Genomic DNA, 24,196 nt, shown 5'->3' with positions numbered 1-24,196 from the left:
TTAACTTGTCGGCAAATGGTTTACTCGCGGACCTTTTATCGCCAACATGTGTTCATGCACGTTCATGAGTCCACCGTCCCGTTCCACGACGGCTTCACCTGGTTCCGCGTCACGACGCCCGAGGAGAGCCGCGACCTCGCTCCCGTCTTCGTTCTGCACGGCGGCCCCGGCATGGCGCATGACTACGTGCAGAACATCGCCGACCTCGCCGACGTCACGGGGCGAACGATCATCCACTACGACCAGATCGGCTGCGGACGGAGCTCCCACCACCCCGATGCCCCGGTCGAGCGCTGGACCCCCGCGTACTTCATCGAGGAGTTCGACGCGCTGCGCGCGCATCTCGGCATCGACGACTACCACGTGCTCGGTCAGTCCTGGGGCGGCATGCTCGGCGCCGAGATCGCCGTCCGTCAGCCCGAGGGACTGCTCGGTCTGATGATCTGCAACTCCCCCGCGTCGATGCCGCTGTGGGTGAGCGAGGCCGGGAAGCTGCGCGATGCGCTGCCGGATGCCGCTCGCGACGCCCTCGCAGAGCACGAGGGTGCCGGCACGCTGGATCACCCCGACTACGTGGCCGCGACCCAGCTCTTCTACGAGCGGCACGTCTGCCGCGTCGTGCCGATGCCGCAGGGCTTCGTCGACAGCGAGGCGCAGATGCTCGCCGATCCGACCGTCTATCACACGATGAACGGGCCGAACGAGTTCCACGTCATCGGCACTCTCCGCGACTGGTCGGTCATCGACCGCCTGCGCGACATCCAGGCCCCGACGCTCGTCGTCGCCGGCGAGTACGACGAAGCCACGCCGGCGACCTGGCAGCCGTTCCTCGACCGCATCCCCGGCGCCGTCGGACACGTGTTCCCCGGAGCCAGCCACTGCACCCACCTCGAGCAGCCGCAGGAGTTCCGCGGCGTGATCGCCGACTTCCTCGCACAGCATCCCTGACACCCGCAGTCCTGAACCGAACCCAGGAGACACCATGACCACCACCGCCGCCTCCGACGGCCAGCCACGGCTGGAATCCTTCGGCTACAAGCAGGAGCTCAAGCGCTCCGTCTCCACCTTCGACCTCGTCGTGTACGGCCTGGTCTTCATGGTGCCCATCGCACCGTGGGCGATCTTCGGGGTCGTGTTCAACGAGTCGAAGGGGATGGTCCCACTCGTCTACCTCGTGGGTCTCGTCGCGATGATCTTCACCGCGCTCGGATACTCGCAGATGGCGAAGTCCTTCCCGCTGGCCGGCTCCGTGTTCTCGTACGTCGGCCGCGGCACTCACCCGATCGCCGGCTTCTTCGCGGGCTGGGCGATCCTCCTGGACTACCTGCTCGTGCCCACGCTGCTCTACGTGTTCGCCGCCTCGTCGATGCGCGGGATCTTCCCCGACAGCCCCGAGTGGCTGTGGGCGATCCTGTGCGTGGCGGTCAACACCGTCATCAACGTGCTCGGCATCGGCTCGATCACCGTGGCGAACCGCGTCTTCCTCGCCATCGAGCTCGTCTTCGTCGCGATCTTCGTCATCATCGCCGTCTCCGCTCTCACCGGGCAGACGATAGAGGGCTCCTCGTTCTCGCTCGCGCAGCTCTGGGATCCGGCGAAGGTCGACCCGACCCTGATCGCCGCCGCACTCTCGATCGCGGTGCTGAGCTTCCTCGGCTTCGACGGGATCTCGACCCTGTCGGAGGAGACCACCGGCAAGAAGAACCCCGCGGGCCGCGCCATGATCATCGCGCTGTTCATCGTCGCGACGCTCTTCATCCTGCAGACCTGGCTCGCGAGCGCCCTCGCAGCGGGCACCGTCTCGTTCCCCGACGACGAGGTCAACAACGCGTTCTTCTCGATCGTCGCGCAGGCGGCAGGCAGCGGCTGGGCGACCGCGTTCCTCGCGGTCAACGTCATCGCCGTCGGTATCGCGAACGCGGTGGCGGCACAGGCGGCGACCTCGCGTCTGCTCTACTCGATGAGCCGCGACCGGCGTCTTCCGGCCTTCTTCTCGAAGATCAACGCCCGCCAGGTGCCCGTGTACGCGATCCTCTTCGTGAGCGCGCTGAGCACCGTGCTCGTGCTGTTCTTCGTCGGTCAGATCGACCTGATCTCGTCGCTGGTGAACTTCGGCGCCCTCTTCGGCTTCCTGCTGCTGCACGTCGCCGTGTTCTGGCACTACATCGTGCGCCAGCGGTCGCGCAACTGGCTCCTGCACCTCGTCGTGCCGCTGTGCGGATTCCTCATCATCGGCTTCGTGCTGATCAACGCCTCCGATCTGGCCAAGATCGGCGGAGTAGTCTGGCTCGCGATCGGGGTCATCGTTTTCGTGGTCTTCCGCATCCGCAACGGCGCCAACCCCGAACCGCTCTCGGAGCACGCCGCCACCAGCGAGGGAAGAGCCGAATGAACGGGATGGATCACTTCCTCGGCAAGAAGCTCGGCCGCCCCGGATTCCGCGCGGACGCCGAACCGGTCCTGCGCATCCACCCCGGCACCGGCGAGCGCATCGGCTTCGAGACGGATGACGCGGTCTACCGCGAACTTCACGACCACGGCGACCTGGCGGCGCTCTCGGCGCCGATCAACCCGGTCACCGGTCCGGTCTGGATCGAGGGGGCCCGGCCGGGCGACACCCTCGCGGTGACGATCCACGAGATCCGTCTGAAGGAGTGCGGATGGTCGCAGAGCCTTCCCGGCATCGGAGCCCTGCGCCATCGGATGGGCGACACCGTGGCATCGCGGCGCATCCCGATCGACGAGGACGGCGTGCATCTCACCGACCGGCACGTCGTCGCGCCGCGGCCGATGATCGGCTGCATCGGCACGGCCCCGGCATCCGGTGTCAACTCGACCGTCATGCCCACCACCGCGCTCGGCGGCAACATGGACGTCACCGAGGCGCGGCCGGGATCGATCGTGTACCTGCCGGTCGAGGTCGATGGGGCTCTGCTCTCGATAGGCGACATCCACGCGATCATGAGCGAGGGTGAGTCGTCCTTCGTCGCGATCGAGGCCGAGGGCATCGCGATCGTGAGCGTCGACCTGGTGCCCGGTCTCTCGCTGCGCGCGCCCCGCATCGAGACACCCGACGAGTGGGTGTTCGTCGGGCTCGGCGACCCGGTTCAGGAGAGCATCACCCGCGGCTACGAAGACGCGTTCGACTTCCTGGTGACCACGCACGGGTGGGAGGCGATGGATGCGTTCGCGGTGATGAGCGCGCTGGTCGACTCCGCGCTGGGCGGCCCGACAGGATCGAGCGAGCCCGACCCGCTGCATCCGTTCGCCGCGATCGGTGCGGTCACGCTGCATCGACTCCCCAAGTCGGTGCTGTAGCCGGCGGCCCGTCCTCCTAGAATCGTCCGCATGGCGATTCAGCGAAGGATCAAGTCCGTCGAGCAGTCGATGGCCGAGACCCACGACGAGAAGCGGTCGCTGAAGCGATCGCTCGGCGTGTGGGATCTGGCCGTGATGGGTGTCGCTGTGGCAGTCGGCGCCGGCATTTTCTCGGTCGGTGCCGAGGCATCCGCTCGTCATGCAGGCCCCGCCGTGATCGTCTCCTTCATCATCGCGGCCTCCGTCTGCGCGCTCGCGATCCTCTGCTACGCCGAGTTCGCCTCGTCGATCCCGGTCGCCGGCTCCGCCTACACGTTCACGTACTCGACGCTCGGCGAGTTCCTTGCCTGGATCATCGGCTGGGACCTGATCCTCGAGATGCTGATGGCCTCGGCCGTCATCGCGAAGTACTGGGGCGTGTACCTCGGGGATGCCGTGTCGCTGTTCGACCTCGACATCCCGATGACGCTCATGATCGGACCACTCTCCTTCGACTGGGGCCCTGTCGTCATCGTCGCGATCTTCACGACGCTGCTCGCTCTCGGTACCCGCCTGTCGAGCCGGGTGAACAGCGTCTTCACGGTGATCAAGGTCGCGATCGTGTTGTTCGTCATCGTGGTCGGGCTCTTCTTCATCAACGGCGCCAACTACACCCCCTTCGTCCCGCCCGCCGAGGCCGGTGCGGCATCCGAGAGCGCCTGGACGCAGTCGCTCTTCTCGCTCATGACCGGGGCCGACCCGACGATGTACGGCGTCTTCGGCATCCTCAGCGGCGCCGCACTCGTGTTCTTCGCCTTCATCGGTTTCGACGTGGTCGCCACGAGCGCCGAGGAGACGAAGGACCCCAAGCGCACGGTCCCGCGCGGCATCATGCTCGGCCTCGTCATCGTGACGGTGCTGTACGTGCTGGTGGCGATCGTGATCACCGGCATGGTGTCGTACACCGAGCTCGCGAAGCTCGACGAGCCGTCGCTGGCGAGCGCATTCGAGCTCGTCGGTGCGACGTGGGCCGCGCAGGTGATCGCCATCGGCAGCCTCATCGGTCTGACGACCGTCGTGATGGTGCTCCTCATGGGTCTCGCCCGCGTCGTGTTCGCGATGAGTCGCGACGGCCTGCTGCCGCGCTCGCTGAGCGTGACGGATGCCAAGCGCGGCACGCCCGTGCGCATCCAGGTGATCGTCGGCGTCGTGATCGCGATCATCGCCGGCTTCACCGACGTGCAGGTGCTGGGCGACATGATCAACATCGGCACGCTCTCAGCCTTCGTCCTGGTGAGCATCGGCGTGCCGATCCTGCGCAAGAGCCGACCCGACCTCGAGCGCCCCTTCACCGTGCCGTTCTCTCCGTGGCTGCCGTGGATCTCAGCGATCGCCTGCTTCTGGCTGATGCTGAACCTCAGCTCCGAGACGTGGCTGCGGTTCGCGATCTGGCTGGCCCTGGGCCTGGTGATCTACTTCGCCTACTCGCGTCGGCACTCGATCATCGGGCAGGAGCTCGCGGCCGACGCGATCGCCGGCCGCGGAACCCGTCCGCTGCGTTAGCCGATCAGTGCTCGGGGCGCTGGACCTCGACCTCTTTGCCCTCGCGGTCGACGATCCTGCCGTCGACGATCGAGTCGCCGTCCTCGAACGCGTCGAGGTAGGCGATCGGGATGCTGCGAGTGGGCGCGGCGGCCAGGACCGAGGCGTCCTTGCCCGAGGGCTTCCCGAGGTGGTTGAAGAGCAGGTTCAGCAGGATCGCCGCCACCGCGGCCGAGCTGATGCCGGAGTGGAAGATCGTGATGAACCACGCGGGCATCTGGTCGTAGATCGTCGGTGCGGCGATGGGCAGCATGCCGATGCCGATCGATGAGGCCACGATGACCAGGTTCATGTTGCCGCGGTAGTCGACCTTGGCGAGCGTGCGGATGCCGCTCGCCGCCACGCTTCCGAACAGCACGATGCCGGCGCCTCCCAGCACCGGAGCGGGCACTGCGGCGACGACGCGTCCGAGCACCGGGAGCAGGCCGAGCACCACGAGGACGACACCGCCCGCGGTGACCACGAACCGGCTCTTGACCCCGGTGATCGCCACGAGTCCGACGTTCTGCGCGAAGGCCGACTGCGTGAACGAACCGAACACGGGCGAGACCGCGCTCGAGAGCATGTCGGCGCGGAGGCCGGCGGCGATGCGCTTGGAGTCGACCTTGGTGCCGACGATCTCGCCGACGGCCAGGATGTCGGCCGTGGTCTCGGTGAGCGTCACCAGGATCACGATGAACATCGAGATGATCCCGGCGATCTCGAACGTCGGCATCCCGAAGCCGAAGATGCTGGGCAGGGCGAAGATCGGACCATCCCCCACGGCGCCGAAGTCGACGCGGCCGAGGATGACCGCCAGGATCGTGCCGAGCACGATCGCGAGCAGGATCGCGAGGCGAGAGATGGCGCCGATCCTGACCTTGCTGAGCACCAGGACGATCACGAAGGTGATCGCCGCGAGCAGCAGGTTCTGCGGGTCTCCGAAGTCCTCGGCCTGACTGTTGCCGCCCATCGCCCAGCCCGCGGCCACCGGCAGGAGGGTCAGACCGATGATCGTGATGACCACCCCGGTGACGACCGGTGGGAAGAACCTGATGATCGTGGCGAACACCGGGGCGATCAGCAGCCCGATGATCGACGCGACGATGACAGCGCCGAAGACCGCTGGCAGGCCGCCCCCGCTCGTGACGATCGCCCCCATCGTCGCCACACCCGCGAACGAGACGCCCTGCACGAGGGGCAGCTGCGATCCGAAGAACGGGATGCCGACGGTCTGGAGGATCGTGGCGAGACCGCCCATGAAGAGGCAGGCCGTGATCAGCACGCCGATCTCGGCGCCGTCGAGTCCCGCCATCGAGCCGATGATGAGCGGTGGGGCGATGATGCCGCCGTACATCGTCAGCACATGCTGGATGCCATAGGCGATGGTGCTGCCGAGCGGCATCCGCTCGTCTTCGGGTCGCGTCGCGACCGTCTTCGTCTTGTTCATGTCGACCTCTTCGTCGTCTGGGGGATGTTGCGGATTCGGGGGCGTGATTCAGGAGTGTCGGGCGAGGAGGCTGCGTGCCGCCTCGCTGTGGTGGGCGATGAGCTGGGGGACGTCGAGTCCTGTGATCTGACCGTCGAGCACGCGCCAGGTGCCGCCGACCATGACGCGGTCGGCCCGTTCCGCGCCGCACAGCAGCAGCGCGGCGACCGGGTCATGACTGCCCGAGAACCGCAGCTCGTCGAGCGTGAACATCGCCAGGTCGGCCTGCTTGCCGGGAGCCAGGATGCCGATGTCGGTGCGGCCGAGGGCACGCGCCGATCCCGCCGTCGCCCAGCCGAGTGCGCGCTCCGGTGTGACGGCCGCGGCGCCGTAGCGCAGGCGCTGCAGGTAGAGGGCTTGACGCACCTCCTGGATCATGTTCGAGCCGTCGTTCGATGCCGAGCCGTCGACACCGAGGCCCACGGGCGCTCCGGCCTGCTCGAGCTCGATGGCACGGGCGATGCCCGAGGCGAGGCGCATGTTGGAGGTCGCGCAGTGCGACACGGCCGTCCCGGCCGCTCCGAGCCGCGCGATCTCGGCATCGTCGAAGTGGATGCCGTGCGCGAGCCAGGTGCGGTCGGAGAGCCAGCCGACGCTCTCGAGGTAGTCGACCGTGCGCAGGCCGAACATCTCGCGGCAGAAGTCCTCCTCGTCGAGGGTCTCGGCGAGGTGCGTGTGCAGACGGACATCCAGTCGTTCGGCGAGTGCGGCCGTGTCGCGCATGACGCCGGTGGTCACCGAGAACGGCGAGCAGGGCGCGAGGGCGATCTGCACGAAGGCGCCGTCGCCGCGCTCGTGGTGCGCCGCGATGAGCCGCTCGCTGTCGGCGAGGATCGTGTCGGCATCCTGCACGGTCGACTGCGGCGGGAGCCCGCCGTCCTCTTCGCCGAGCGACATCGACCCGCGGGTCAGGGTCGCCCGCATGCCGAGCTTCTTCACGACGTCGACCTGCACGTCGATCGCGTCCTCGAGGCCGTTCGGGAAGAGGTAGTGGTGGTCGGCGGCCGTGGTGCACCCGGAGAGCAGCAGCTCGGCAAGGGCCGCGGTCGTCGCCAGTTCGAGATCGCGTGGCGTGAGCCCCGCCCACACCCCGTAGAGGCCCTTGAGCCACGGGAACAGCTCCGCGCTGACGACGGGCCGCCAGGCCCGGGTGAGGGTCTGGTAGAAGTGGTGGTGCGTGTTGATCAGGCCCGGGATGATCACGTGACGCGAGGCATCGACGACCTCGTCGACGGGGACCGTCGGCGCGCCGCCCGCGGGGATGACCTCGCGGACGACAGAGCCTTCGACGACGATGCCTCCCGAGGCGTCGGCGTCGCTCCCGGTGTAGATGCCGAGGGGGTTCTTCAACCACACGCTGGTGGGGTGCTGTGACATGAGCAGACTCCGTCCGTCGAGGTGGAGTCGAACGGCCGACCCCACCAGGGGGTCAGCTCAGTTTTTCCCTGTCTGCTGATCCAGGTGCTCCGACTTTGGAACACTCCAGATCTATCACGGCGCCACGAACGCGGTCAAGGATTTTTCCGAATATCGGAGTTGCACTTCCGCAATGCGGAATCAACTACCCCTCGTCGACGGTCTCTGTCGGGCTCGACGCCGTGAGCACGAGACCCGCACCGTCGGCCGCGACGTCGACCCGGACGGTGTCGCCGTCATGCACCCCGCCGGACAGCAGCGCGGTCGCCAGCTTGTTCTGCACCTCGGACTGGATGAGGCGGCGCAGCGGCCGCGCACCGAACATCGGGTCGTAGCCGCGCTCCGCCAGCCAGGACCGAGCATCCGGGGTGACAGCAAGCGTGAGCCTGCGGTCGTGGAGCCGGTCGTGCAGCTGATCGACGGAGAGCTCGACGATCTGCGCGAGGTCGTCTTCGGTGAGGGCGGCGAACATCACGATGTCGTCGAGGCGGTTCAGGAACTCCGGTCGGAACGCCTGACGCACGAGCGCCATCACCTGCTCGCGCTTCTCGTCGGGTGGGAGCACGGGGTCGATCAGGATCGGCGAACCGAGGTTCGAGGTGAGGATCAGGATCACGTTCGAGAAGTCGACCGTGCGGCCCTGACCGTCGGTGAGGCGCCCGTCGTCGAGCACCTGCAGGAGCACGTCGAACACCTCGGGGTGCGCCTTCTCGACCTCGTCGAGCAGGATCACACTGTAGGGGCGCCGACGCACGGCCTCGGTGAGCTGCCCGCCCTGCTCGTAGCCGACGTATCCGGGAGGGGCCCCGACGAGCCGCGAGACCGAGTGCTTCTCGCCGTACTCCGACATGTCGATGCGCACCATCGCGTGTTCGTCGTCGAACAGGAACTCCGCGAGGGCCTTCGCGAGCTCGGTCTTGCCGACGCCCGTCGGGCCGAGGAAGAGGAACGAACCGGTCGGACGCCCCGGGTCGCTGATGCCGGCGCGCGAGCGGCGCACAGCATCCGACACGGCCTTCACGGCCTCCTTCTGCCCGATCAGCCTCTTGCCCAGCTCGTTCTCGAGGTGCAGCAGTCGTTCGGACTCGCCCTGCAGGAGCCGTCCGACCGGGATGCCGGTCCACGCGGCGATCACTCCGGCGATGTCCTCGTCGGTGACCTGCTCGTTGACCATGCGTCCCTCGGAGGAGGTCGCCGCCTCGGCCTGCTCCGCCTCGGCGATGTCGCGCTCCAGGCGCTTGATGGTCTCGTACTCGAGCTTCGACGCCCGCGTGTAGTCGGCCTCGCGCATGGCGAGGTCGCGCTGTGTGACGGCGTCGTCGAGCTGCTTCTTCAGATCGCCGACGCGGTTGAGGCCCTGGCGCTCGCGTGCCCAGCGCTCCTCCAGGGCGGCGAGCTCCTTCTCGAGTCCGGTCAGCTGCTCGCGGAGGGTGCTCAACCGCTCCTTGGACGCGGCATCCTTCTCCTTCTTCAGCGCGAGCTCCTCGAGCTTCATGCGGTCGACCTGGCGCTTGAGCTGGTCGATCTCGACCGGCGAGGAGTCGATCTCCATCTTCAGCCGGGACATGGCCTCGTCGATGAGGTCGATGGCCTTGTCGGGCAGCTGGCGGGAGGGGAGGTAGCGGTTGGACAGGGCGGCCGCGGCCACCAGCGCGCTGTCGGCGATGGTCACTCCGTGGTGTGCCTCGTACCGCCCCTTGAGCCCGCGGAGGATCGCGATGGTGTCCTCGACGGTCGGCTCGCCGACGTAGACCTGCTGGAAGCGGCGTTCGAGCGCGGCATCCTTCTCGATGAACTCGCGGTACTCGTTGAGGGTGGTCGCACCGATCAGGCGCAGCTCACCACGGGCGAGCATGGGCTTGAGCATGTTGGATGCCGCGACGGAGCCCTCGCCGCCGCCCGCGCCCATCAGCACGTGCAGCTCGTCGATGAACGTGATGACCTTGCCCTCGGACTCGGTGATCTCCTTGAGCACCTGCTTCAGCCGCTCCTCGAACTGCCCGCGGTACATCGCGCCGGCCACGAGCGCGGAGATGTCGAGCGTGATGAGCTCCTTGTCCTTCAGGGACTCGGCGACGTCGCCCGCGACGATGCGCTGCGCGAGCCCCTCGACGACGGCGGTCTTTCCCACGCCGGGCTCGCCGATGAGGACAGGGTTGTTCTTGGTGCGACGGGTGAGCACCTGGCTCACGCGACGGATCTCACCGTCCCGCCCGATCACGGGGTCGAGCTTGCCCTGGCGGGCACGGTCGGTGAGGTTGATCCCGAACTGCTCGAGGGCTGACTGCTGGTCCTGGTTCTGCGCGCCGGTCTGCGGGTTGCTCATGCGTCCCTCCTGGGGAGACTCCTTCTTGACGGATCCGAGGCCGGATCAAAGTTGAGTTGTGATGACTCAACTTTATCAAACGCCACCGACAAAGACCAGGGCGGGACCGAGCAGATGCGGTTCGGTCTAGGAGGCGAAGGCTTTCGCCTCCTCATACGTCCGACGAAGGCCGGCGACTGCGGAACGTGTCGCCGCTTCTTCGGTGGTCGAGACCCAAGGCAGACGCCTTCGCCAGCTGGGCACGAGATAGAAGAGCATGTGCAGCGACGTGAAGACGAGAAGAGCGAGGCCCAGTATCGCGTAGGTGCCCGTGACGATCAGGGCGACGGCCAGCGCACCCGAGGCCAGTGCTCCGAACGACATCATGGCGACGCGAACGGCGATCCTGGACGTGCTGCTCATCGAAAGATCTGCGGTCACCCGCCACCCTGCGATGATGGCGAAGTTTCCGTAGAAGGCGACGAGCCCGAGAAGGAGGACGGCGTCTCCGAAGTCCCCTCCGAGGGCGAATGCCCTGGTGACGAAGAGAGCCACCGCCGCCCATATGACCGTCGGCACGACCCACGCGGCCACCTCGCAGACCACGCGCATCCGCGGTTCGGAAACGTCCTCAGCGAGAGCGATGCCCTGCTCGACGGCGCGGTCGCGCCGCTCGCGCCAGACCCTCTTGGCCGTTCGTGATCGTTCTCGCGGAGTCACGACGAACTGGATCATCTGCGCCCCCAGGAGGATCACCCAGGCGACGGCGAGCACCATGCCGACCTCCGCCAGCGCTGCGGATCCACAACGGCCACCGGGACGGTCAGCGCAGCCATCAACGCGATCAGAAGCACGCCGGCGGCAGCCGCCAGGAGGATGCGGATCTGTGTTCTCCGACTGAACTCACCTCGACGCGCCAGCCCGAAGGCGGTCGCTGCGGCCAGCGTCACCAGCACGGCACCCACCAGCGCGGCCGCATCGAAGAACCTGGTCAGCACGGGCTCGGTCCACTCGGCGATGGACGCCACAGCACCGGGCACCCGATCGAACCGGCCATCCGAAAGGACGAACGCGAGCACGAAGGGGAGCAGTGCGAAGACACCCAGCATCAGCGGCTCGGCAAGGATGAGCATCCACTTCTCGCCGGTTCCGAGCGGACGTTCCTTGCGTCTTCCGTCGGCCATGTCGCCCCTGTCTGCGCACGACGACGATAGCTTCCGCCTACGACATCGCGCCGCGGATGCCCGAGGGGAACGGATGCCGCCGCTCAGTCGGTCATGCCTCGGCGCAGCAGCCGTCCGCGCGGCGTCTCGAAGTCGATCACCTCGCCGTGCAGCCACGTCTTGCGCACCACACCCGCCAGAGCCTTGCCGTGGTACGGCGTGAGCGGGTTCTTGTGATGCAGCTTGTTCACGTCGACGACGTAGGCATCGTCCGCCGCGAACACCGAGAAGTCGGCGTCGTAGCCCGGCGCGATGCGCCCCTTGCCGGTGAGCCCGGCGAACTGCGCCGGGCGCTCGCTCATCCACGACACCACGGTCTCGAGCGTCAGCCCGCGCTGCCGCGCCTCCGTCCAGATGAGCGAGAGGCCGAGCTGCAGCGAAGCGACCCCGCCCCACGCGACCGCGAAGTCGCCGTTCTCGAGATCCTTGAGGTCGAGGGTGGACGGCGAGTGGTCCGACACGATGAAGTCGATCGTGCCGTCCTCCAGCCCCTCCCAGAGCAGCTCGCGGTTGCCCGCTTCACGGATCGGTGGGCAGCACTTGAACTGGGTCGCGCCGAGCGGGATCTCCTCCGCGGTGAGGGTGAGATAGTGCGGGCATGTCTCGACCGTGAGCCGGAGGCCGTCGTGCTTCGCGCTGCGGATCATCGCGAGGGCGTCGGATGACGACAGGTGCAGGATGTGGGCACGGGCGCCCGTCCAGCGCGCCCGCTCGATGACCTCGGCGATCGCCAGGTTCTCGGCACCACGCGGACGGGACGCCAGGAACTTGCCGTAGTCGTCGCCCTCCGGTGACGGCGCGCGGTCGATCGCGCGGGAGTCCTCGGCGTGCACGATCATGACGGAGTCGAAGGATGCCAGCTCGCGCATATCCTTCTCCATCTCGTCGGCGTCGAGCGGCGGGAACTCGTCGACGCCGGAGTGCAGCAGGAAGCACTTGAAGCCGAAGACCCCCGCGTCGTGCAACGCCCGCAGGCTCTCGGTGTTGCCGGGAACCGCTCCGCCCCAGAAGCCCACATCGACGTGCACCTGGTCGCGAGCGACATCGCGCTTGATGTTCAGCGCATCGACGTCGATGGTCGGCGGGATGCTGTTCAGCGGCATGTCGACGATCGTCGTCACGCCTCCGGCCGCCGCAGCACGGGTGGCGGACGCGAAGCCCTCCCACTCGGTGCGGCCCGGCTCGTTGACGTGCACGTGCGTGTCGACCAGCCCGGGGATGAGCGTCTCGTCATCGGCAAGTTCGATGATCTCGTCACCGGCGAGGTTGTTGCCCAGCGGCTGCATCGCGACGATGACGCCCCCGCGCACGCCGACCTCGCGGGGGCTGATCCCCGCCGAGGTGAGCACCCGCTGACCCCGGATGACGAGGTCGTAGTGCTCGCCCGTCGGGTCGGACGATGCTCCGGCGTGCTGTTCGGTTTCCTGCGACATGTCGCCTTGCCCCTCTGCCGGCGATGCGCCGACGTTCACTGCTGTCTTCGATTGTCTTCCGTATGGACCCGCTCGCGTGCGCTCAGCGCGCCAGGATCGGGAATCCGGTGATCTTCTTCGGCCGCGGCGGCGCGTAGGTGCGCACCTTCGAGGTCACGAGCCCCAGGCGGACCAGGCTCTCGGCGACCGCGACGGCCGCCTGCACCCCGTCGACCACGGGGACGCCGCAGAGCTCGACGACGCGGTCCTTCAACTCAGCCATGCCGCCGCAGCCGAGCACGATGACCTCTGCCCTATCCTGATCGACGGCGCGCTTCGCCTCCGCGGCGATGGCTTCGATCGCGCGTTCGGGATCGGATTCCAGCTCGAGCACCCCGAGCCCCGACGAGCGCACGGAGGCGCAGCGATCGTGCAGACCGGCCAGGATCAGCCGGTCCTCGATGAGCGGCACGGTGCGGTCGAGCGTGGTGACCACCGAGTAGGACCGCCCGAGGTACATGGCTGTGGAGGCCGCGGCATCCGTGATGTCGACGACCGGAACCGTCAGCAGCTCCTGCAGACCCTCGCGGCCGTGCTCGCCGTACCCCGCCTGGATGACGGCGTCGTACTCGCCCTCGTACCGCATGACCTTGTCCATGACGGCGATCGCCGCGAGGTAGCTCTCGAAGTTCCCCTCGCACGAGTCGGCGCCGAAGTCGGGCGTGAGACCGATGATCTCGGTGCCCTCCGACGCCACCGAACGGGCGGCGTCGGCGATGCCGTCGGTCATCGTCTGGGTGGTATTCACGTTCGCGACGAGGATGCGCATGATCGAACCTTCCGCTCAGTGGGCCGGGGTGACGGCGATGTCGCCGGCCGGTACGTCGTGGAATGCGCGCCGCCGGTCGGCGAGCACGGCGTAGACGATGGCTCCGAGGCCGGCGGCGAGGAACCAGGAGAACTGGCTCACGACCTGGAACGCTGGGACGAAGGTGAGCAGCAGCGCGATCGCGCCCGAGATGACCAGCGAGATGATCGCCCGGGGGTTGAATCCGCTGCGGTAGTAGTACTCCCCCGTGACGTGCTCGGAGTAGAGATCCGGGATGTTGATCCGCTGCTTCCGGAGCAGCCAGTAGTCGACCATGATGATGCCGAAGAGCGGACCGAGGAGTGCGCCGAGGCCGTTCAGGAAGATGCCGATGACGACCGGGGAGTTGTAGAGGTTCCACGGCAGGATGGCGAGTCCGATGACGGCCGAGAGCAGAGCCGCCTTTCGGAAGTTCAGCCGCTTCGGGAAGAGGTTCGTCAGCGCGTAGGTCGGGGCCACGAAGTTCGCCATCAGGTTGACCGCGATCGTGAGGATGATCAGGGCGAGGGAGGCCAGCACGAGAAGCAGCGTGTTCGGGATGGCGGCGACGACGTCGGCGGGCGAGGTGATCGCCGCGCCGTTGATCGTGAAGGAGCCGCCGGCGAGGACCACCACGATGCAGCCGAAGAACAGCATGTTGATCGGGATGCCCCAGAAGTTGCCCTTGACGATCGCCTTCTTCGACTGCGCACCGCGGGTGAAGTCGCAGAAGTTCAGCACGAATGTGCCGTAGATCGCGACCCAGGCGGAGGCGCCGCCGAGCATCTGCAGCCAGAGGGCGCCGCCGGTGAGCGGCTCGTCGTTCGACCAGGCGATCTGGAAGTCGGCCTGCACGAGCACCCAGACCGCGAGAGCGACGAAGGTGGCGAGGATGACCGGGCCGGCGAAGGCCTCGTACTTGCGGATCATCTCCATGCCATAGCTGACGATGATCGACTGGATGACCCAGAGGATGAGGAACGTGATCCACCCGAGAGCCGAGAGGCCGAGGAACGCGCCATCCTGCAGCGCGGTCGCGGACGGGATCAGCGCGATGACCACGACCTGCAGCACCTGCGACGCGAGGTAGGTCTGGATGCCGAACCAGGCGATGGCGACGCCGCCGCGGAGAAGGGCGGGGATCTGCGCGCCGTGGATGCCGAAGCTGATGCGGCTCATCACCGGGAAGGGCACACCGGTCTTCTCGCCCATGAACCCGGAGAGGGTGAGTAGGAGGAAGAGGAACAGTGCCCCGAAGGCGAGTGAGCCGAGGATCGCGCCGCCGCTCATGCCAAGCGAGAACAGCCCGATCGCCCAGACGTAGTTGCCGAGGCTGTGCACATCGTTGGCCCACAGGGCGAAGATGCTGTACGAGGTCCACTTGCGGCCCTCACGCGTCGTGGGGGCGAGGTCGTTGTTGTAGAGACGCGGGCTGATGCCGGCCTGCACGGCGAAGACGGCCGACGGCGCTTCGTCGAGCCCCTCGGACTGGCGGCTCGGGACGTGGACATACTCTTCGGTGGCCATCGGTGCCTTTCCTGGACTGCTTTGTCCGTTGGTAGGTAATTCCGCTGCGTGGAAGTTTCCTTCCGTATTTAGAGATTTCATCACAGTCGGGAACGCGTTGTCAATGAATGCGCGGCGAGTTGAGCGGCGATCTGTCGCCCCACCGACTCGAGAAGTCTCCGAGCCTCGGCCATGCTCACGGCAGGATCGGGTTCGATCGCGCTCAGCGCGTAGACCTCGCGGAACCCCGCCGCGGCGATCTCGCGCTCGTCGAGCGTGGAGCGACCGCACACCGCGATCACCGGCACCCCGGCCGCGCGTGCCGCGGCCGCCACCCCGAGCGGCGTCTTGCCGCCGAGGCTCTGGTCGTCGAGGCTGCCTTCGCCGGTGATGACGAGATCGGCATCGGCGATGCGCTCGCCGAGGCCGGTGAGCCTCTGGATGACGTCGATGCCCGGTTCCCGGCGCGCACCGAGCACGGCGAGAGCCGCGTAGCCCACTCCCCCGGCCGCGCCCGCGCCGGGGAGCTCCGCCGACGGGCGCACTCCCGCCTGCACCTCGAGAAGTGCGGCGAAGCGGGAGAGGCCCGCCTCGAGGGCGGCGACATCGTCGGCGCTCGCCCCCTTCTGCGGCGCGAACACCGCAGCCGCCCCCCGGTCTCCCAGGAGGGGGTTGTCGACATCGCTCGCGAGCACGATCGTCGCGCCGGCGATGCGCGGGTCGAGTCCCGACACGTCGATGGAGTCCAGCGCGACAAGTGCCGCTCCGCCGGGGGGCGCGTCGCCGTCGCCGGCGCGAAGCGAGACACCCAGCGCCTGCAGCATCCCCGCACCGCCATCGGTGTTCGCGCTCCCGCCCACACCGAGCACGATCGTCGTGCATCCGCGATCCAAAGCGGCCGCGATGAGCTCGCCGGTTCCCCGGCTCGTCGCCGTCAGCGCCGCCTTCACGCCGCCCGGCAGCACGTCGAGTCCGCTGGCCGCGGCCATCTCGATGACGGCGTCCGTCCCATGCACTGCAAACCGAGCGGCGACGGCTTCTCCCGTCGGGCCGGTCACGCTCACGGTGACCGCCTCGAACCCGCTCGCGAGGGCGGCGTCGACCGTGCCCTCACCGCCGTCGGCGACGGGGACCGCCTCGATCTCGGCATCCGGGATGATCTCCCGGATGCCGAGGGCGAGCGCCTCCGCGACCTCGGCCCCGGTGGCGGAGCCCTTGAACTTGTCCGAGGCGATCAGGATGCGCATGCGACGTGATCAGTCGAGCAGGGCGTAGACGGCCTCTGGCGCGTCGGCGGGCGACGTCGCGAGGTCCTCGAACTCGTTCATCGTGTCGAGGTCGGCACCCATCGCGATGTTCGTGACGCGCTCGAGGATGACCTCGACGACCACCGGCACCTGGAACTCGTCCTTCAGCCGCTCGGCCTCCGCGAAGCCGGCCGCGAGGTCTTCCGGACGCTCGACGTGGATCGCCTTGCAGCCGAGGCCCTCTGCCACCTTGACGTGGTCGACGCCGTAGCCGACCGCGACGCTGGACGAGTCCTTCGGGGTGTTGATGTTGTCGAACGCGAGCGAGACCTCGTAGTCCATCTCGAACGGACGCTGCGACTGACGGATCAGGCCGAGGTAGCTGTTGTTCACCACGACGTGGATGTACGGCAGCTTGTGCTGCGCGCCCACGGCGAGCTCCTCGATCATGAACTGGAAGTCGTAGTCGCCGCTGAGGGCCACCACCGGGTGACCCGGCTTGCCGCGGACGACGCCGAGGGCGGCGGGCAGCGTCCAGCCGAGGGGCCCGGCCTGACCGGCGTTGATCCACTGGCGCGGACCGTAGACGTGCAGCAGCTGCGCACCGGCGATCTGCGACAGACCGATCGTGGTCACGTAGGTGGTGTCGTGGCCGAAGGCCGAGAGCATCTCCTGGTACACGCGGTGCGGCTTCATCGGCACGTTGTCGAAGTTGGTCTTGCGCTGCAGCTTCGCCTTGCGGGCGCGGCAGTCCTCGGCCCAGCCGAGGTAGTCGGGCAGCGACTCGACCCGCTCGCGGGCCGCCTCGAGCAGCGCGTCGATGAAGGCGCCCGCGTCGGAGACCACACCGTAGTCGGGTGCGAACACACGACCGATCTGCGTGGGCTCGATGTCGACGTGCACGAAGGTGCGGCCCTTGCGGTAGGTGTCGAGACCGCCGGTGTGGCGGTTCGCCCAGCGGTTGCCGATGCCGAGCACGAAGTCCGACTCGAGGAAGCTCGCGTTGCCGTAGCGCTGCGAGGTCTGGATGCCGACCAGGCCCGCGGCCAGCGGGTGGTCGTCGGCGATCGCGCCCCAGCCCATCAGCGTCGGCACGACGGGCACGCCCAGGGTCTCGGCGAGCTCGACGAGCTTGTCGGAGGCGCCCGAGTTGACGATGCCGCCACCGGCGACGATGAGCGGATGAGCGGATGCCGTCAGCAGGTCGAGGACCTTCTCGGCCTGCGCGCGGGTGGCTGCGGGCTTCGCCACGGGCAGCGGCTCGTAGGTGTCGATGTCGAACTCGATCTCACCCATCTGCACGTCGAACGGCAGGTCGATCAGCACGGGACCAGGGCGACCGGAGCGCATGATCTGGAACGCCGACTGGAACGCACCGGGGACCTGCGCCGCTTCGAGGACGGTCTTGGCGAACTTCGTGACCGGCTTCGCGATGGAGGCGATGTCGACGGCCTGGAAGTCCTCCTTGTCGAGCTTCGCGACCGGCGCCTGGCCGGTGATGCACAGCATCGGGATGGAGTCGGCGATCGCGGCGTAGAGCCCCGTGATCATGTCGGTGCCAGCAGGGCCCGAGGTGCCGACGCAGATGCCGATGCGGCCGTCGCCGGTGCGGCTGTAGCCGTCAGCCATGTGCGAGGCGCCCTCGACGTGACGGGCGAGGGTGTGCCGGATGCCGCCGTTGGCGCGCATCGCGGCGTAGAACGGGTTGATCGCCGCGCCGGGAAGGCCGAACGCCTCGGTGGCGCCCTCCTTCACCAGGATCTGGCAGATCGCGTCGACTGCACGCATTCGAGTCATGAGAAGTCCTTTAAGTCAGTTCTGGGTCGCTGAGCTTGTCGAAGCGTCAGCGGCCGGAGAGTTCGTTGGTGAGCGTGAAGAGCCCGGAGTGGTCGAGTGCGCCGTCGCCGCGGGCGACGAGGGCGTTCACGAGCTGTGCGACGGCGGCACCGAGGGGGATGGTGACCCCGACGGAGCGAGCTGCCGCAGTGACGATGCCCAGATCCTTGTTGTGGAGGGCGAGACGGAATCCGGGGGCGAAGTCGCGGTCCAGCATCTTCTGCCCCTTCTGGTCGAGGACCTTGGAGCCGGCGAGTCCGCCGCCGAGGACCTTGAGGGCCGCGTCGGTGTCGACGCCGAAGGCCTCGAGGAAGACGACGGCCTCGCTGAGAGCCTGGATGTTCACGGCGACGATGAGCTGATTGGCAGCCTTGACGGTCTGGCCGGCGCCCGCGGGTCCGACGTGCACGATGGTCTTGCCGATCGCGTTGAGGACGGGCTCCGCAGCGGCGAAGTGCTCGGGCGATCCGCCGACCATGATCGACAGCGCGCCGTCGATCGCGCCCTGCTCGCCACCGGAGACCGGGGCGTCGACCGCTCCGAAGCCGGCGGCGACGGCCTCTTCGGCGAGGGTCTTGGCGACGTCGGGACGGATCGAGGAGTTGTCGATCCACAGGGCACCGGCCTTGGCGTTCGCGAAGACGCCGTCTTCGCCGCGGACGACGCCTTCGACGTCGGGCGAGTCCGGGACCATGGTGAGGATGACGTCGGCATCCTTCACGGCATCCGCGATGCTGGTCGCTCCCGTGCCGCCGGCTTCGACGAGCGCGTCGATGGGCTCCTGGCTGCGGTTGAACCCGGTCACCTCGTAGCCGGCCTTGACGAGGTTCTTGGCCATGGGGAGGCCCATGATGCCGAGGCCGATGATGGCGATGCTGGTCATGAGTTCGCTCCTTCGCGGTTCAGCCAGGCGAAGGCATCCGCCTGGGTGGCCTTGTACTCGAGGCCGATGGGTCCGGTGTATCCGCCGGCGCGAGCGGCGTCGATCCATTCGGTCAGCGGCAGGTCGCCGGTGCCGGGCTCTCCACGCCCGGGGGCGTCGGCGATCTGGATGTGCCCGAAGTCTCCGGCGTGACCGGCGATGACCGCCGCGACGTCGTCGCCGTTCACGGCCAGGTGGTAGAAGTCGGCGAGCAGGCGGATGTTGTCGACGCCGTGCTCGTCACGGACCCGGCCGATGATGGCCAGAGCGTCGGCCGCGGTCTTCAGCGGGTACGCGTCCATTCCGGAGACCGGCTCGAGCAGCACGATGCCGCCGAGCTTCGCGACCGCAGCGCCCGCGATCGCGAGGTTCTGCACGGCCAGGTCGTCCTGCGCCTGCGCGTCAGCGCCTTCGATGCGGTTGCCGTAGAGGGCGTTGAAAGCCTTCGTGCCGAGGCGCTCGCCTATGCCGACGACGACGTCGACGTTGGCGCGGAACTCGTCTTCGCGACCGATCCAGGAGACCAGTCCGCGGTCGCCGGCCGGCATGTCACCGGCGAAGAAGTTGAGGCCGGTGAGCTGCACGCCCGCATCCTGGATCGCGGCGACGAACGCGTCGACCTCTTCCTGCGCGGGGACGGCCGAGCTGAACGGCCACCAGAACTCCACGGCGTCGAAGCCGGCGGCCTCAGCGGCGGCCGGGCGCTCCAGGAGAGGCAGCTCGGTCAGCAGGATCGAGGCGTTCACGGTGTAGCTCATGGGTTCATCCTTGATTTCGGATCGTGGAAGTTAAATTCCTGTTAGTGAAAAGAGTACGCTGAACCCCGCGGCGATGTCAACGACACGGCGCGTGCTCCCATCAGCTACGGATGCGCTCCCCGCTCCAGTGGTTCAGGCGCAGCCGAGATGCGAGTGCGCCGCTACACCAGGAGTCAGTCCAGAACCTTCGCCTTCTGGGTCTCGAACTCGGCCTCGGTGATCGCGCCGCCGTCGCGCAACGCGGCGAGGCGCTCCAGCCGGCTGATGGTGTGATCCACGGCGAACATCCGGAGCCCGGACTTCTCGTCCTCGGTGAGGCGAGAGATGTCGCCGACGACCTGCACGTTGGCACCGCTCAGGAACACTTCGCCGAACAGCAGGCCGACGTCGACCGGCTCACCCCGCCGCAGGGCGGCGACGCCCTCGGCCTTGGCCCGGGCAGCATCCTTGGCCAGCACGACCTGGTCCCACAGGATCCGGTAGTCGACCGGGTTGGCCGGGTCGACCACGATCGGCAGCAGGGCGCCGGGCATGGGCCAGACCTTGCGCTTCACGGTGCCGGAGAACTCGCTCGCAAGAGGCGCGACGCCGGGAGCGCTGATCACCAGTTGCATCTCGCAGGTCTGGTTGACGCTGTCGCCGTGGTGCACCGAAACGGTCACGACTTGTGCCGTCCCGCGCACGCCGTCGGCGTCGGTCGCCGGACTGGAACGAAATCGGTCGAAGAGGCTCATGCGACGATCCTCGCACCAGCCACCGAGAATGCGGCGTCAGGTCAGCCGGATCTGGCGGTTCATGTCCTTGTAGAGCAGGTAGCGGAAGTCCTCGGGGCCGCCGGCGTAGCAGGCCTGCGGGCAGAAGGCGCGCAGCAGCATGTAGTCGCCCGCCTCGACCTCGACCCAGTCGTCGTTCAGGCGGTAGACGGCCTTTCCCTGCAGCACGAACAGACCGTGCTCCATGACGTGCGTCTCGGCGAACGGGATCGAGCCGCCCGGCTTGAAGGTCACGATGTTCACCTGCATGTCGTGCGCCAGGTCGCTCGCGTCCGAGAAGCGGGTGGTCGCCCACACGTCGTCGGTGTCGGGCATGGAGGTCGGCTCGATGTCCTTGTCACTGGTGACGAAGGATGCCGGTGCGTCGACGTCATCGAGCCACTCGTACGCCTTGCGGATCCAGTGGAAGCTCGTGATCGTGTCGCCCTCGTTGGCGAGCGACCAGGTGGCACCCGGGGCGAGGAAGGCGTATCCACCCTCCTCGAGCACGTGCCGCTCTCCGTCGAGGGTCAGCGTGAGAGACCCGGTCGTGACGAACACGACGCCCTCCACTCCCGCTTCGACCTCGGGCTTGGCTGCCCCGCCGCCGGGGGCGATCTCGACGATCAACTGCGAGAAGGTCGTCGCCGAGCTGGGCGTCGGCCGGGCGATGATCCACGCGCGGGTGTTCGTGAAGCCGGGGAGGCTGCTGGTGACGATGTCGCGCAGCACGCCCTTCGGGATGACCGTGTAGGCGAGCTTCACCACGGCCCGGTCGGTCAGCAGGGCGGACTGGCCGGGAAGACCGCCGGCGGGCGTGTAGTAGGTACGTGCGGGGGTGCTCATGAGTTCTCCTCGGATACGGCGAGCTTCGGATGCGCGAGCCTGATCAGCTCCGCGGGTGCGGCGGCAGCGGCATCCCGCACCTCCGCCTCGGTGACGGCTCCGCACTCCAGCCCGCGCACGACGAAGCGCGCGAGAGCACGGGCGGTGGCCGGCTCGTCCATGATCGTCGCGTCGCTGCCGTGCAGGTAGTTGTCGAGGCGACGCGCGGCGGCGGGGAAGCCTTCGCGGTAGAACGCGTACGTGGCGAGATAGCGGGTCGGCAGCTGGGCGGCATGCAGGTCCCACCCCTGGTAGTAGCCGCGTTCGAGCGAGCGCCGCACCAGGCGGGCGTGCAGCTGCCAGGCCGCGCGCACGTGGTCGGCATCGCCGACCGGGATGACATTGGTCGACCCGTCGGACAGACGTACGCCGGTCTCGGCGACGGCGACCTGCATGACCTGCTTCGCGTAGTCGGCGGCCGGATGCTCCATCGACTGGTGCGCGGCGGCGATCTGCAGCGAGGCGCTGTAGTCGTAGGTGCCGTAGTGCAGCGCCGTGATGCGGCCCTTCGCGCGGTGCAGCATGGTCGCCACGGGCACGGAGCCGTCGGCGGCGATGATCAGCTGCGGGGTCTCCATCTGCACCTCGAAGCGCAGACGTCCGGGCGCGAGACCCAGCCGCTCCTCGAAGCGCTCGCAGAGCACGACCATCGCCTCGACCTGCGCGACCGTGGACACCTTGGGCAGCGTCAGCACAAGTCCGGCCGGCAGGGGTCCCGCGGCCGCGAGGGCGGTCAGGAACAGATCGAGAGTGCGGATGCCGCGGCGACGCGTCGGTGCCTCGAAGCACTTGAAACGGATGCCGATGAACGGCGGCGCGGTCCCGGCGGCCACGGCCTGGGTCACGCGCTCGGCGGCGAGGATCGCGTCGGCATCCTCCTCGGCATCCGGTCGGGCGCCGTAGCCGTCTTCGAAGTCCAGGCGCAGGTCCTCGATCGGCTCGCGCTGCAGCTTGGCCTCCACGAGGGGAGCCAGCTCCTCGGCGAGGGCGCCGAGGCCGACGGCATCCGCCAGTGCCGCAACGCCCCCGAAGGCGGTGACGGCGGCTGTCGCCTCCGCGCCGACGCGTGCCGGCAGATCGGGCGTGAAGCGGTCGGCGGGAACGTAGAGCGTGTGCACCGGCTGGCGGCTGCCGTCATCTCCGGGGTATGCGGTCGAGAGGAGCGCGTCCGTTCCCGCGAGCCGGGCGTCGATGTCGGTGAGGTCGTCCTCGCCCAGAGTGGAGCTGCGCTGTTCGACACTGGCGGCCACGGTGCTCACTCCTTGCTCGAGGCGACGGAAGAGGACGAGGCGACGCGGACGATCGCCTCGGCCACCGCGCCGGCCACCAGGGGATCGAACACGCTGGGGATGATGAAGCTCGCATTGAGCTCGTCGTCTCCCACGCGCGAGGCGATCGCCTCGGCGGCTGCGACCAGCATAGGCGCGGTGATGTCGGACACGCCCGCGTCGAGCAGGCCGCGGAAGACACCGGGGAACGCCAGCACGTTGTTGATCTGGTTCGGGAAGTCGCTGCGACCGGTCGCCACGACGGCGGCATGCCGCGACGCGACGATCGGGTCGACCTCGGGCACGGGGTTCGCCATCGCGAACACGATCGCGTCGTCCGCCATGGCGGCGATGTCCGCCTCGCCGAGGATGTTCGGGGCGCTCACGCCGATGAACACGTCGGCGTCGACCAGGGCCTCCTTCAATGTGCCCTGGAACCCGCGCGGGTTCGTGGTCGCCGCGAGCTCGGTGCGGTGCGCGTCGACGTAGTCGGCATCCGAGTGGATCGCGCCGTCCCGGCCGCACGCGACGATGTCGCGTGCACCCTCGGCGAGCAGCAGCTGCACGATCGCGTTGCCGGCGGCGCCGACACCGGAGACGACGATGCGGACGTCCTCGATCCTCTTCCCGACCACCTTGAGCGCGTTGCCCAGGGCGGCGAGGGTCACGATCGCGGTGCCGTGCTGGTCGTCGTGGAAGACGGGGATGTCGAGCTCCTCGCGCAGGCGCGCCTCGATCTCGAAGCAGCGGGGCGCGGCGATGTCCTCGAGGTTCACTCCGCCGTAGACCGGGGCGATCGCCTTGACGATCGAGATGATCTCCTCGGTGTCCTTGGTGTCGAGGCAGACCGGCCACGCATCGACGTTCGCGAACTGCTTGAACAGCGCGGCCTTGCCCTCCATGACGGGAAGGGCGGCTTCGGGACCGATGTCTCCGAGCCCGAGCACGGCGGTGCCGTCGGTGACGACGGCGATCGTGTTGCGCTTGACGGTCAGCTGACGCGCCTTGCTCTTGTCCTCGGCGATCGCCAGGCAGACGCGGGCGACGCCGGGCGTGTAGGCGCGGGAGAGGTCGTCGCGATTGCGCAGCGGAACGCGCGGCACGACCTCGAGTTTGCCGCCGAGGTGCATCAGGAAGGTGCGGTCGCTGACGAGCCGGACCGTGACGCCCTCGAGCGCGTCGATCGCGGCGCGCACGCGCTCGACGTGCTCCTCCCCCGCGGTGTTGCAGGTCAGGTCGACCACGATCGTCGAGGGATGCGACTCGACGACGTCGAGCGCGGTGACCGCCGCCCCGGCATCCGCCGCCGCCACGGCGAGCTCGCTGGTGACGCTGAAGTTCGACGGCGCGTCGATCCGCAGCGTGATGGAGTTTCCGGGACCCGGATTCGCCATGATTCCTCCCATGTTTTTCGTATCGTGGACTCTATTATCTACTTTATGGAAGTATGAG

Annotated in this window: 20 protein-coding genes; 4 read left to right on the top strand and 16 right to left on the bottom strand. The window is 68.1% G+C overall.

The genetic code is table 11. The annotated features are described in order from the left end of the window. Positions 1-54: 54 nt before the first annotated feature. From ABS642_RS16830 to ABS642_RS16815, 4 genes are read left to right on the top strand one after another with little or no spacing between them, the layout of a single operon-like run. Complete coding sequence (locus tag ABS642_RS16830; protein ID WP_350351019.1) at positions 55-948, top strand: proline iminopeptidase-family hydrolase; 894 nt, start codon at positions 55-57, stop codon at positions 946-948. Positions 949-982: 34 nt separating this feature from the next. Next, positions 983-2,392 (top strand): APC family permease, encoded by a 1,410-nt coding sequence (locus ABS642_RS16825; protein WP_282215677.1) that lies wholly within the window; start codon positions 983-985, stop codon positions 2,390-2,392. Next, positions 2,389-3,318, top strand: a complete 930-nt coding sequence (locus ABS642_RS16820; RefSeq protein ID WP_350351018.1) for an acetamidase/formamidase family protein — start codon at positions 2,389-2,391, stop codon at positions 3,316-3,318. The genes ABS642_RS16825 and ABS642_RS16820 overlap by 4 nt, the downstream gene beginning before the upstream one ends. 30 nt (positions 3,319-3,348) lie before the next feature. After that, positions 3,349-4,860, top strand: a complete 1,512-nt coding sequence (locus ABS642_RS16815) for an amino acid permease (protein WP_350351017.1) — start codon at positions 3,349-3,351, stop codon at positions 4,858-4,860. 4 nt (positions 4,861-4,864) lie between these two features. Here the strand turns inward: ABS642_RS16815 and ABS642_RS16810 are convergent, their stop codons facing one another. From ABS642_RS16810 to ABS642_RS16735, 16 genes are all read right to left on the bottom strand, one after another. Next, the gene (locus ABS642_RS16810) at positions 4,865-6,328 is read right to left on the bottom strand and encodes a nucleobase:cation symporter-2 family protein (protein ID WP_350351016.1); all 1,464 of its coding nucleotides are present in this window, start codon (positions 6,326-6,328) and stop codon (positions 4,865-4,867) included. A 48-nt stretch (positions 6,329-6,376) separates the two neighbouring features. Continuing rightward, complete coding sequence (locus ABS642_RS16805; protein WP_282215674.1) at positions 6,377-7,744, bottom strand: 8-oxoguanine deaminase; 1,368 nt, start codon at positions 7,742-7,744, stop codon at positions 6,377-6,379. Between the two features lie 184 nt (positions 7,745-7,928). Next, positions 7,929-10,109 carry an AAA family ATPase gene (locus ABS642_RS16800; RefSeq protein ID WP_350351015.1) on the bottom strand — a complete coding sequence of 727 codons (2,181 nt, stop codon included), beginning with the start codon at positions 10,107-10,109 and terminating at the stop codon, positions 7,929-7,931. A 126-nt stretch (positions 10,110-10,235) separates the two neighbouring features. After that, a complete protein-coding gene (locus ABS642_RS16795; RefSeq protein WP_350351014.1) occupies positions 10,236-10,865 on the bottom strand; it encodes a hypothetical protein in 630 nt (209 codons plus the stop codon). Then, the gene (locus ABS642_RS16790; protein WP_350351013.1) at positions 10,841-11,272 is read right to left on the bottom strand and encodes a hypothetical protein; all 432 of its coding nucleotides are present in this window, start codon (positions 11,270-11,272) and stop codon (positions 10,841-10,843) included. The genes ABS642_RS16795 and ABS642_RS16790 overlap by 25 nt, the downstream gene beginning before the upstream one ends. 83 nt (positions 11,273-11,355) lie before the next feature. Further along, positions 11,356-12,744 carry an allantoinase AllB gene (gene allB, locus ABS642_RS16785; protein WP_350351012.1) on the bottom strand — a complete coding sequence of 463 codons (1,389 nt, stop codon included), beginning with the start codon at positions 12,742-12,744 and terminating at the stop codon, positions 11,356-11,358. Positions 12,745-12,826: 82 nt separating this feature from the next. Continuing rightward, positions 12,827-13,552, bottom strand: a complete 726-nt coding sequence (locus tag ABS642_RS16780) for an aspartate/glutamate racemase family protein (protein ID WP_350351011.1) — start codon at positions 13,550-13,552, stop codon at positions 12,827-12,829. Between the two features lie 15 nt (positions 13,553-13,567). Beyond that, positions 13,568-15,097 carry an NCS1 family nucleobase:cation symporter-1 gene (locus ABS642_RS16775; protein ID WP_350351010.1) on the bottom strand — a complete coding sequence of 510 codons (1,530 nt, stop codon included), beginning with the start codon at positions 15,095-15,097 and terminating at the stop codon, positions 13,568-13,570. A gap of 80 nt (positions 15,098-15,177) precedes the next feature. Further along, positions 15,178-16,323 (bottom strand): glycerate kinase, encoded by a 1,146-nt coding sequence (locus ABS642_RS16770; RefSeq protein WP_350351009.1) that lies wholly within the window; start codon positions 16,321-16,323, stop codon positions 15,178-15,180. Positions 16,324-16,332: 9 nt separating this feature from the next. Next, positions 16,333-18,120, bottom strand: coding sequence for a glyoxylate carboligase (gcl, locus tag ABS642_RS16765; protein ID WP_350351008.1), 1,788 nt, complete (start codon positions 18,118-18,120; stop codon positions 16,333-16,335). 46 nt (positions 18,121-18,166) lie between these two features. Then, positions 18,167-19,042, bottom strand: coding sequence for a 2-hydroxy-3-oxopropionate reductase (locus ABS642_RS16760; RefSeq protein WP_282215669.1), 876 nt, complete (start codon positions 19,040-19,042; stop codon positions 18,167-18,169). Beyond that, positions 19,039-19,839 (bottom strand): TIM barrel protein, encoded by an 801-nt coding sequence (locus tag ABS642_RS16755; RefSeq protein ID WP_350351007.1) that lies wholly within the window; start codon positions 19,837-19,839, stop codon positions 19,039-19,041. The genes ABS642_RS16760 and ABS642_RS16755 overlap by 4 nt, the downstream gene beginning before the upstream one ends. A gap of 173 nt (positions 19,840-20,012) precedes the next feature. Then, positions 20,013-20,573 (bottom strand): SHOCT domain-containing protein, encoded by a 561-nt coding sequence (locus ABS642_RS16750; protein WP_350351006.1) that lies wholly within the window; start codon positions 20,571-20,573, stop codon positions 20,013-20,015. A gap of 36 nt (positions 20,574-20,609) precedes the next feature. Next, positions 20,610-21,437, bottom strand: a complete 828-nt coding sequence (locus tag ABS642_RS16745; protein WP_282215666.1) for a bifunctional allantoicase/(S)-ureidoglycine aminohydrolase — start codon at positions 21,435-21,437, stop codon at positions 20,610-20,612. Further along, complete coding sequence (locus ABS642_RS16740) at positions 21,434-22,726, bottom strand: aldolase (protein ID WP_350351005.1); 1,293 nt, start codon at positions 22,724-22,726, stop codon at positions 21,434-21,436. Before ABS642_RS16740 ends, ABS642_RS16745 begins: the two co-directional genes overlap by 4 nt. A gap of 5 nt (positions 22,727-22,731) precedes the next feature. Next, entirely contained in the window at positions 22,732-24,138 is a 1,407-nt protein-coding gene (locus ABS642_RS16735) for an NAD-dependent malic enzyme (RefSeq protein ID WP_350351004.1), read from the bottom strand. Between the last annotated feature and the right edge of the window lie 58 nt (positions 24,139-24,196).

The organism is Microbacterium sp. A8/3-1 (assembly GCF_040267695.1).
Lineage (GTDB): Bacteria > Actinomycetota > Actinomycetes > Actinomycetales > Microbacteriaceae > Microbacterium > Microbacterium luteolum.
This window is presented reverse-complemented; position numbering and strand designations above follow the sequence as displayed.

Coding starts and splice junctions, on each gene's coding strand:
- ABS642_RS16790 (WP_350351013.1), bottom strand. CDS start 11,272: ATGGCCGACGGAAGACGCAAGGAACGTCCGCTCGGAACCGGCGAGAAG.
- allB (WP_350351012.1), bottom strand. CDS start 12,744: ATGTCGCAGGAAACCGAACAGCACGCCGGAGCATCGTCCGACCCGACG.
- ABS642_RS16815 (WP_350351017.1), top strand. CDS start 3,349: ATGGCGATTCAGCGAAGGATCAAGTCCGTCGAGCAGTCGATGGCCGAG.
- ABS642_RS16795 (WP_350351014.1), bottom strand. CDS start 10,865: ATGGTGCTCGCCGTCGCCTGGGTGATCCTCCTGGGGGCGCAGATGATC.
- ABS642_RS16780 (WP_350351011.1), bottom strand. CDS start 13,552: ATGCGCATCCTCGTCGCGAACGTGAATACCACCCAGACGATGACCGAC.
- ABS642_RS16830 (WP_350351019.1), top strand. CDS start 55: ATGCACGTTCATGAGTCCACCGTCCCGTTCCACGACGGCTTCACCTGG.
- ABS642_RS16735 (WP_350351004.1), bottom strand. CDS start 24,138: ATGGCGAATCCGGGTCCCGGAAACTCCATCACGCTGCGGATCGACGCG.
- ABS642_RS16805 (WP_282215674.1), bottom strand. CDS start 7,744: ATGTCACAGCACCCCACCAGCGTGTGGTTGAAGAACCCCCTCGGCATC.
- ABS642_RS16775 (WP_350351010.1), bottom strand. CDS start 15,097: ATGGCCACCGAAGAGTATGTCCACGTCCCGAGCCGCCAGTCCGAGGGG.
- ABS642_RS16760 (WP_282215669.1), bottom strand. CDS start 19,042: ATGACCAGCATCGCCATCATCGGCCTCGGCATCATGGGCCTCCCCATG.
- ABS642_RS16755 (WP_350351007.1), bottom strand. CDS start 19,839: ATGAGCTACACCGTGAACGCCTCGATCCTGCTGACCGAGCTGCCTCTC.
- ABS642_RS16825 (WP_282215677.1), top strand. CDS start 983: ATGACCACCACCGCCGCCTCCGACGGCCAGCCACGGCTGGAATCCTTC.
- ABS642_RS16820 (WP_350351018.1), top strand. CDS start 2,389: ATGAACGGGATGGATCACTTCCTCGGCAAGAAGCTCGGCCGCCCCGGA.
- gcl (WP_350351008.1), bottom strand. CDS start 18,120: ATGACTCGAATGCGTGCAGTCGACGCGATCTGCCAGATCCTGGTGAAG.
- ABS642_RS16800 (WP_350351015.1), bottom strand. CDS start 10,109: ATGAGCAACCCGCAGACCGGCGCGCAGAACCAGGACCAGCAGTCAGCC.
- ABS642_RS16810 (WP_350351016.1), bottom strand. CDS start 6,328: ATGAACAAGACGAAGACGGTCGCGACGCGACCCGAAGACGAGCGGATG.
- ABS642_RS16745 (WP_282215666.1), bottom strand. CDS start 21,437: ATGAGCACCCCCGCACGTACCTACTACACGCCCGCCGGCGGTCTTCCC.
- ABS642_RS16770 (WP_350351009.1), bottom strand. CDS start 16,323: ATGCGCATCCTGATCGCCTCGGACAAGTTCAAGGGCTCCGCCACCGGG.
- ABS642_RS16750 (WP_350351006.1), bottom strand. CDS start 20,573: ATGAGCCTCTTCGACCGATTTCGTTCCAGTCCGGCGACCGACGCCGAC.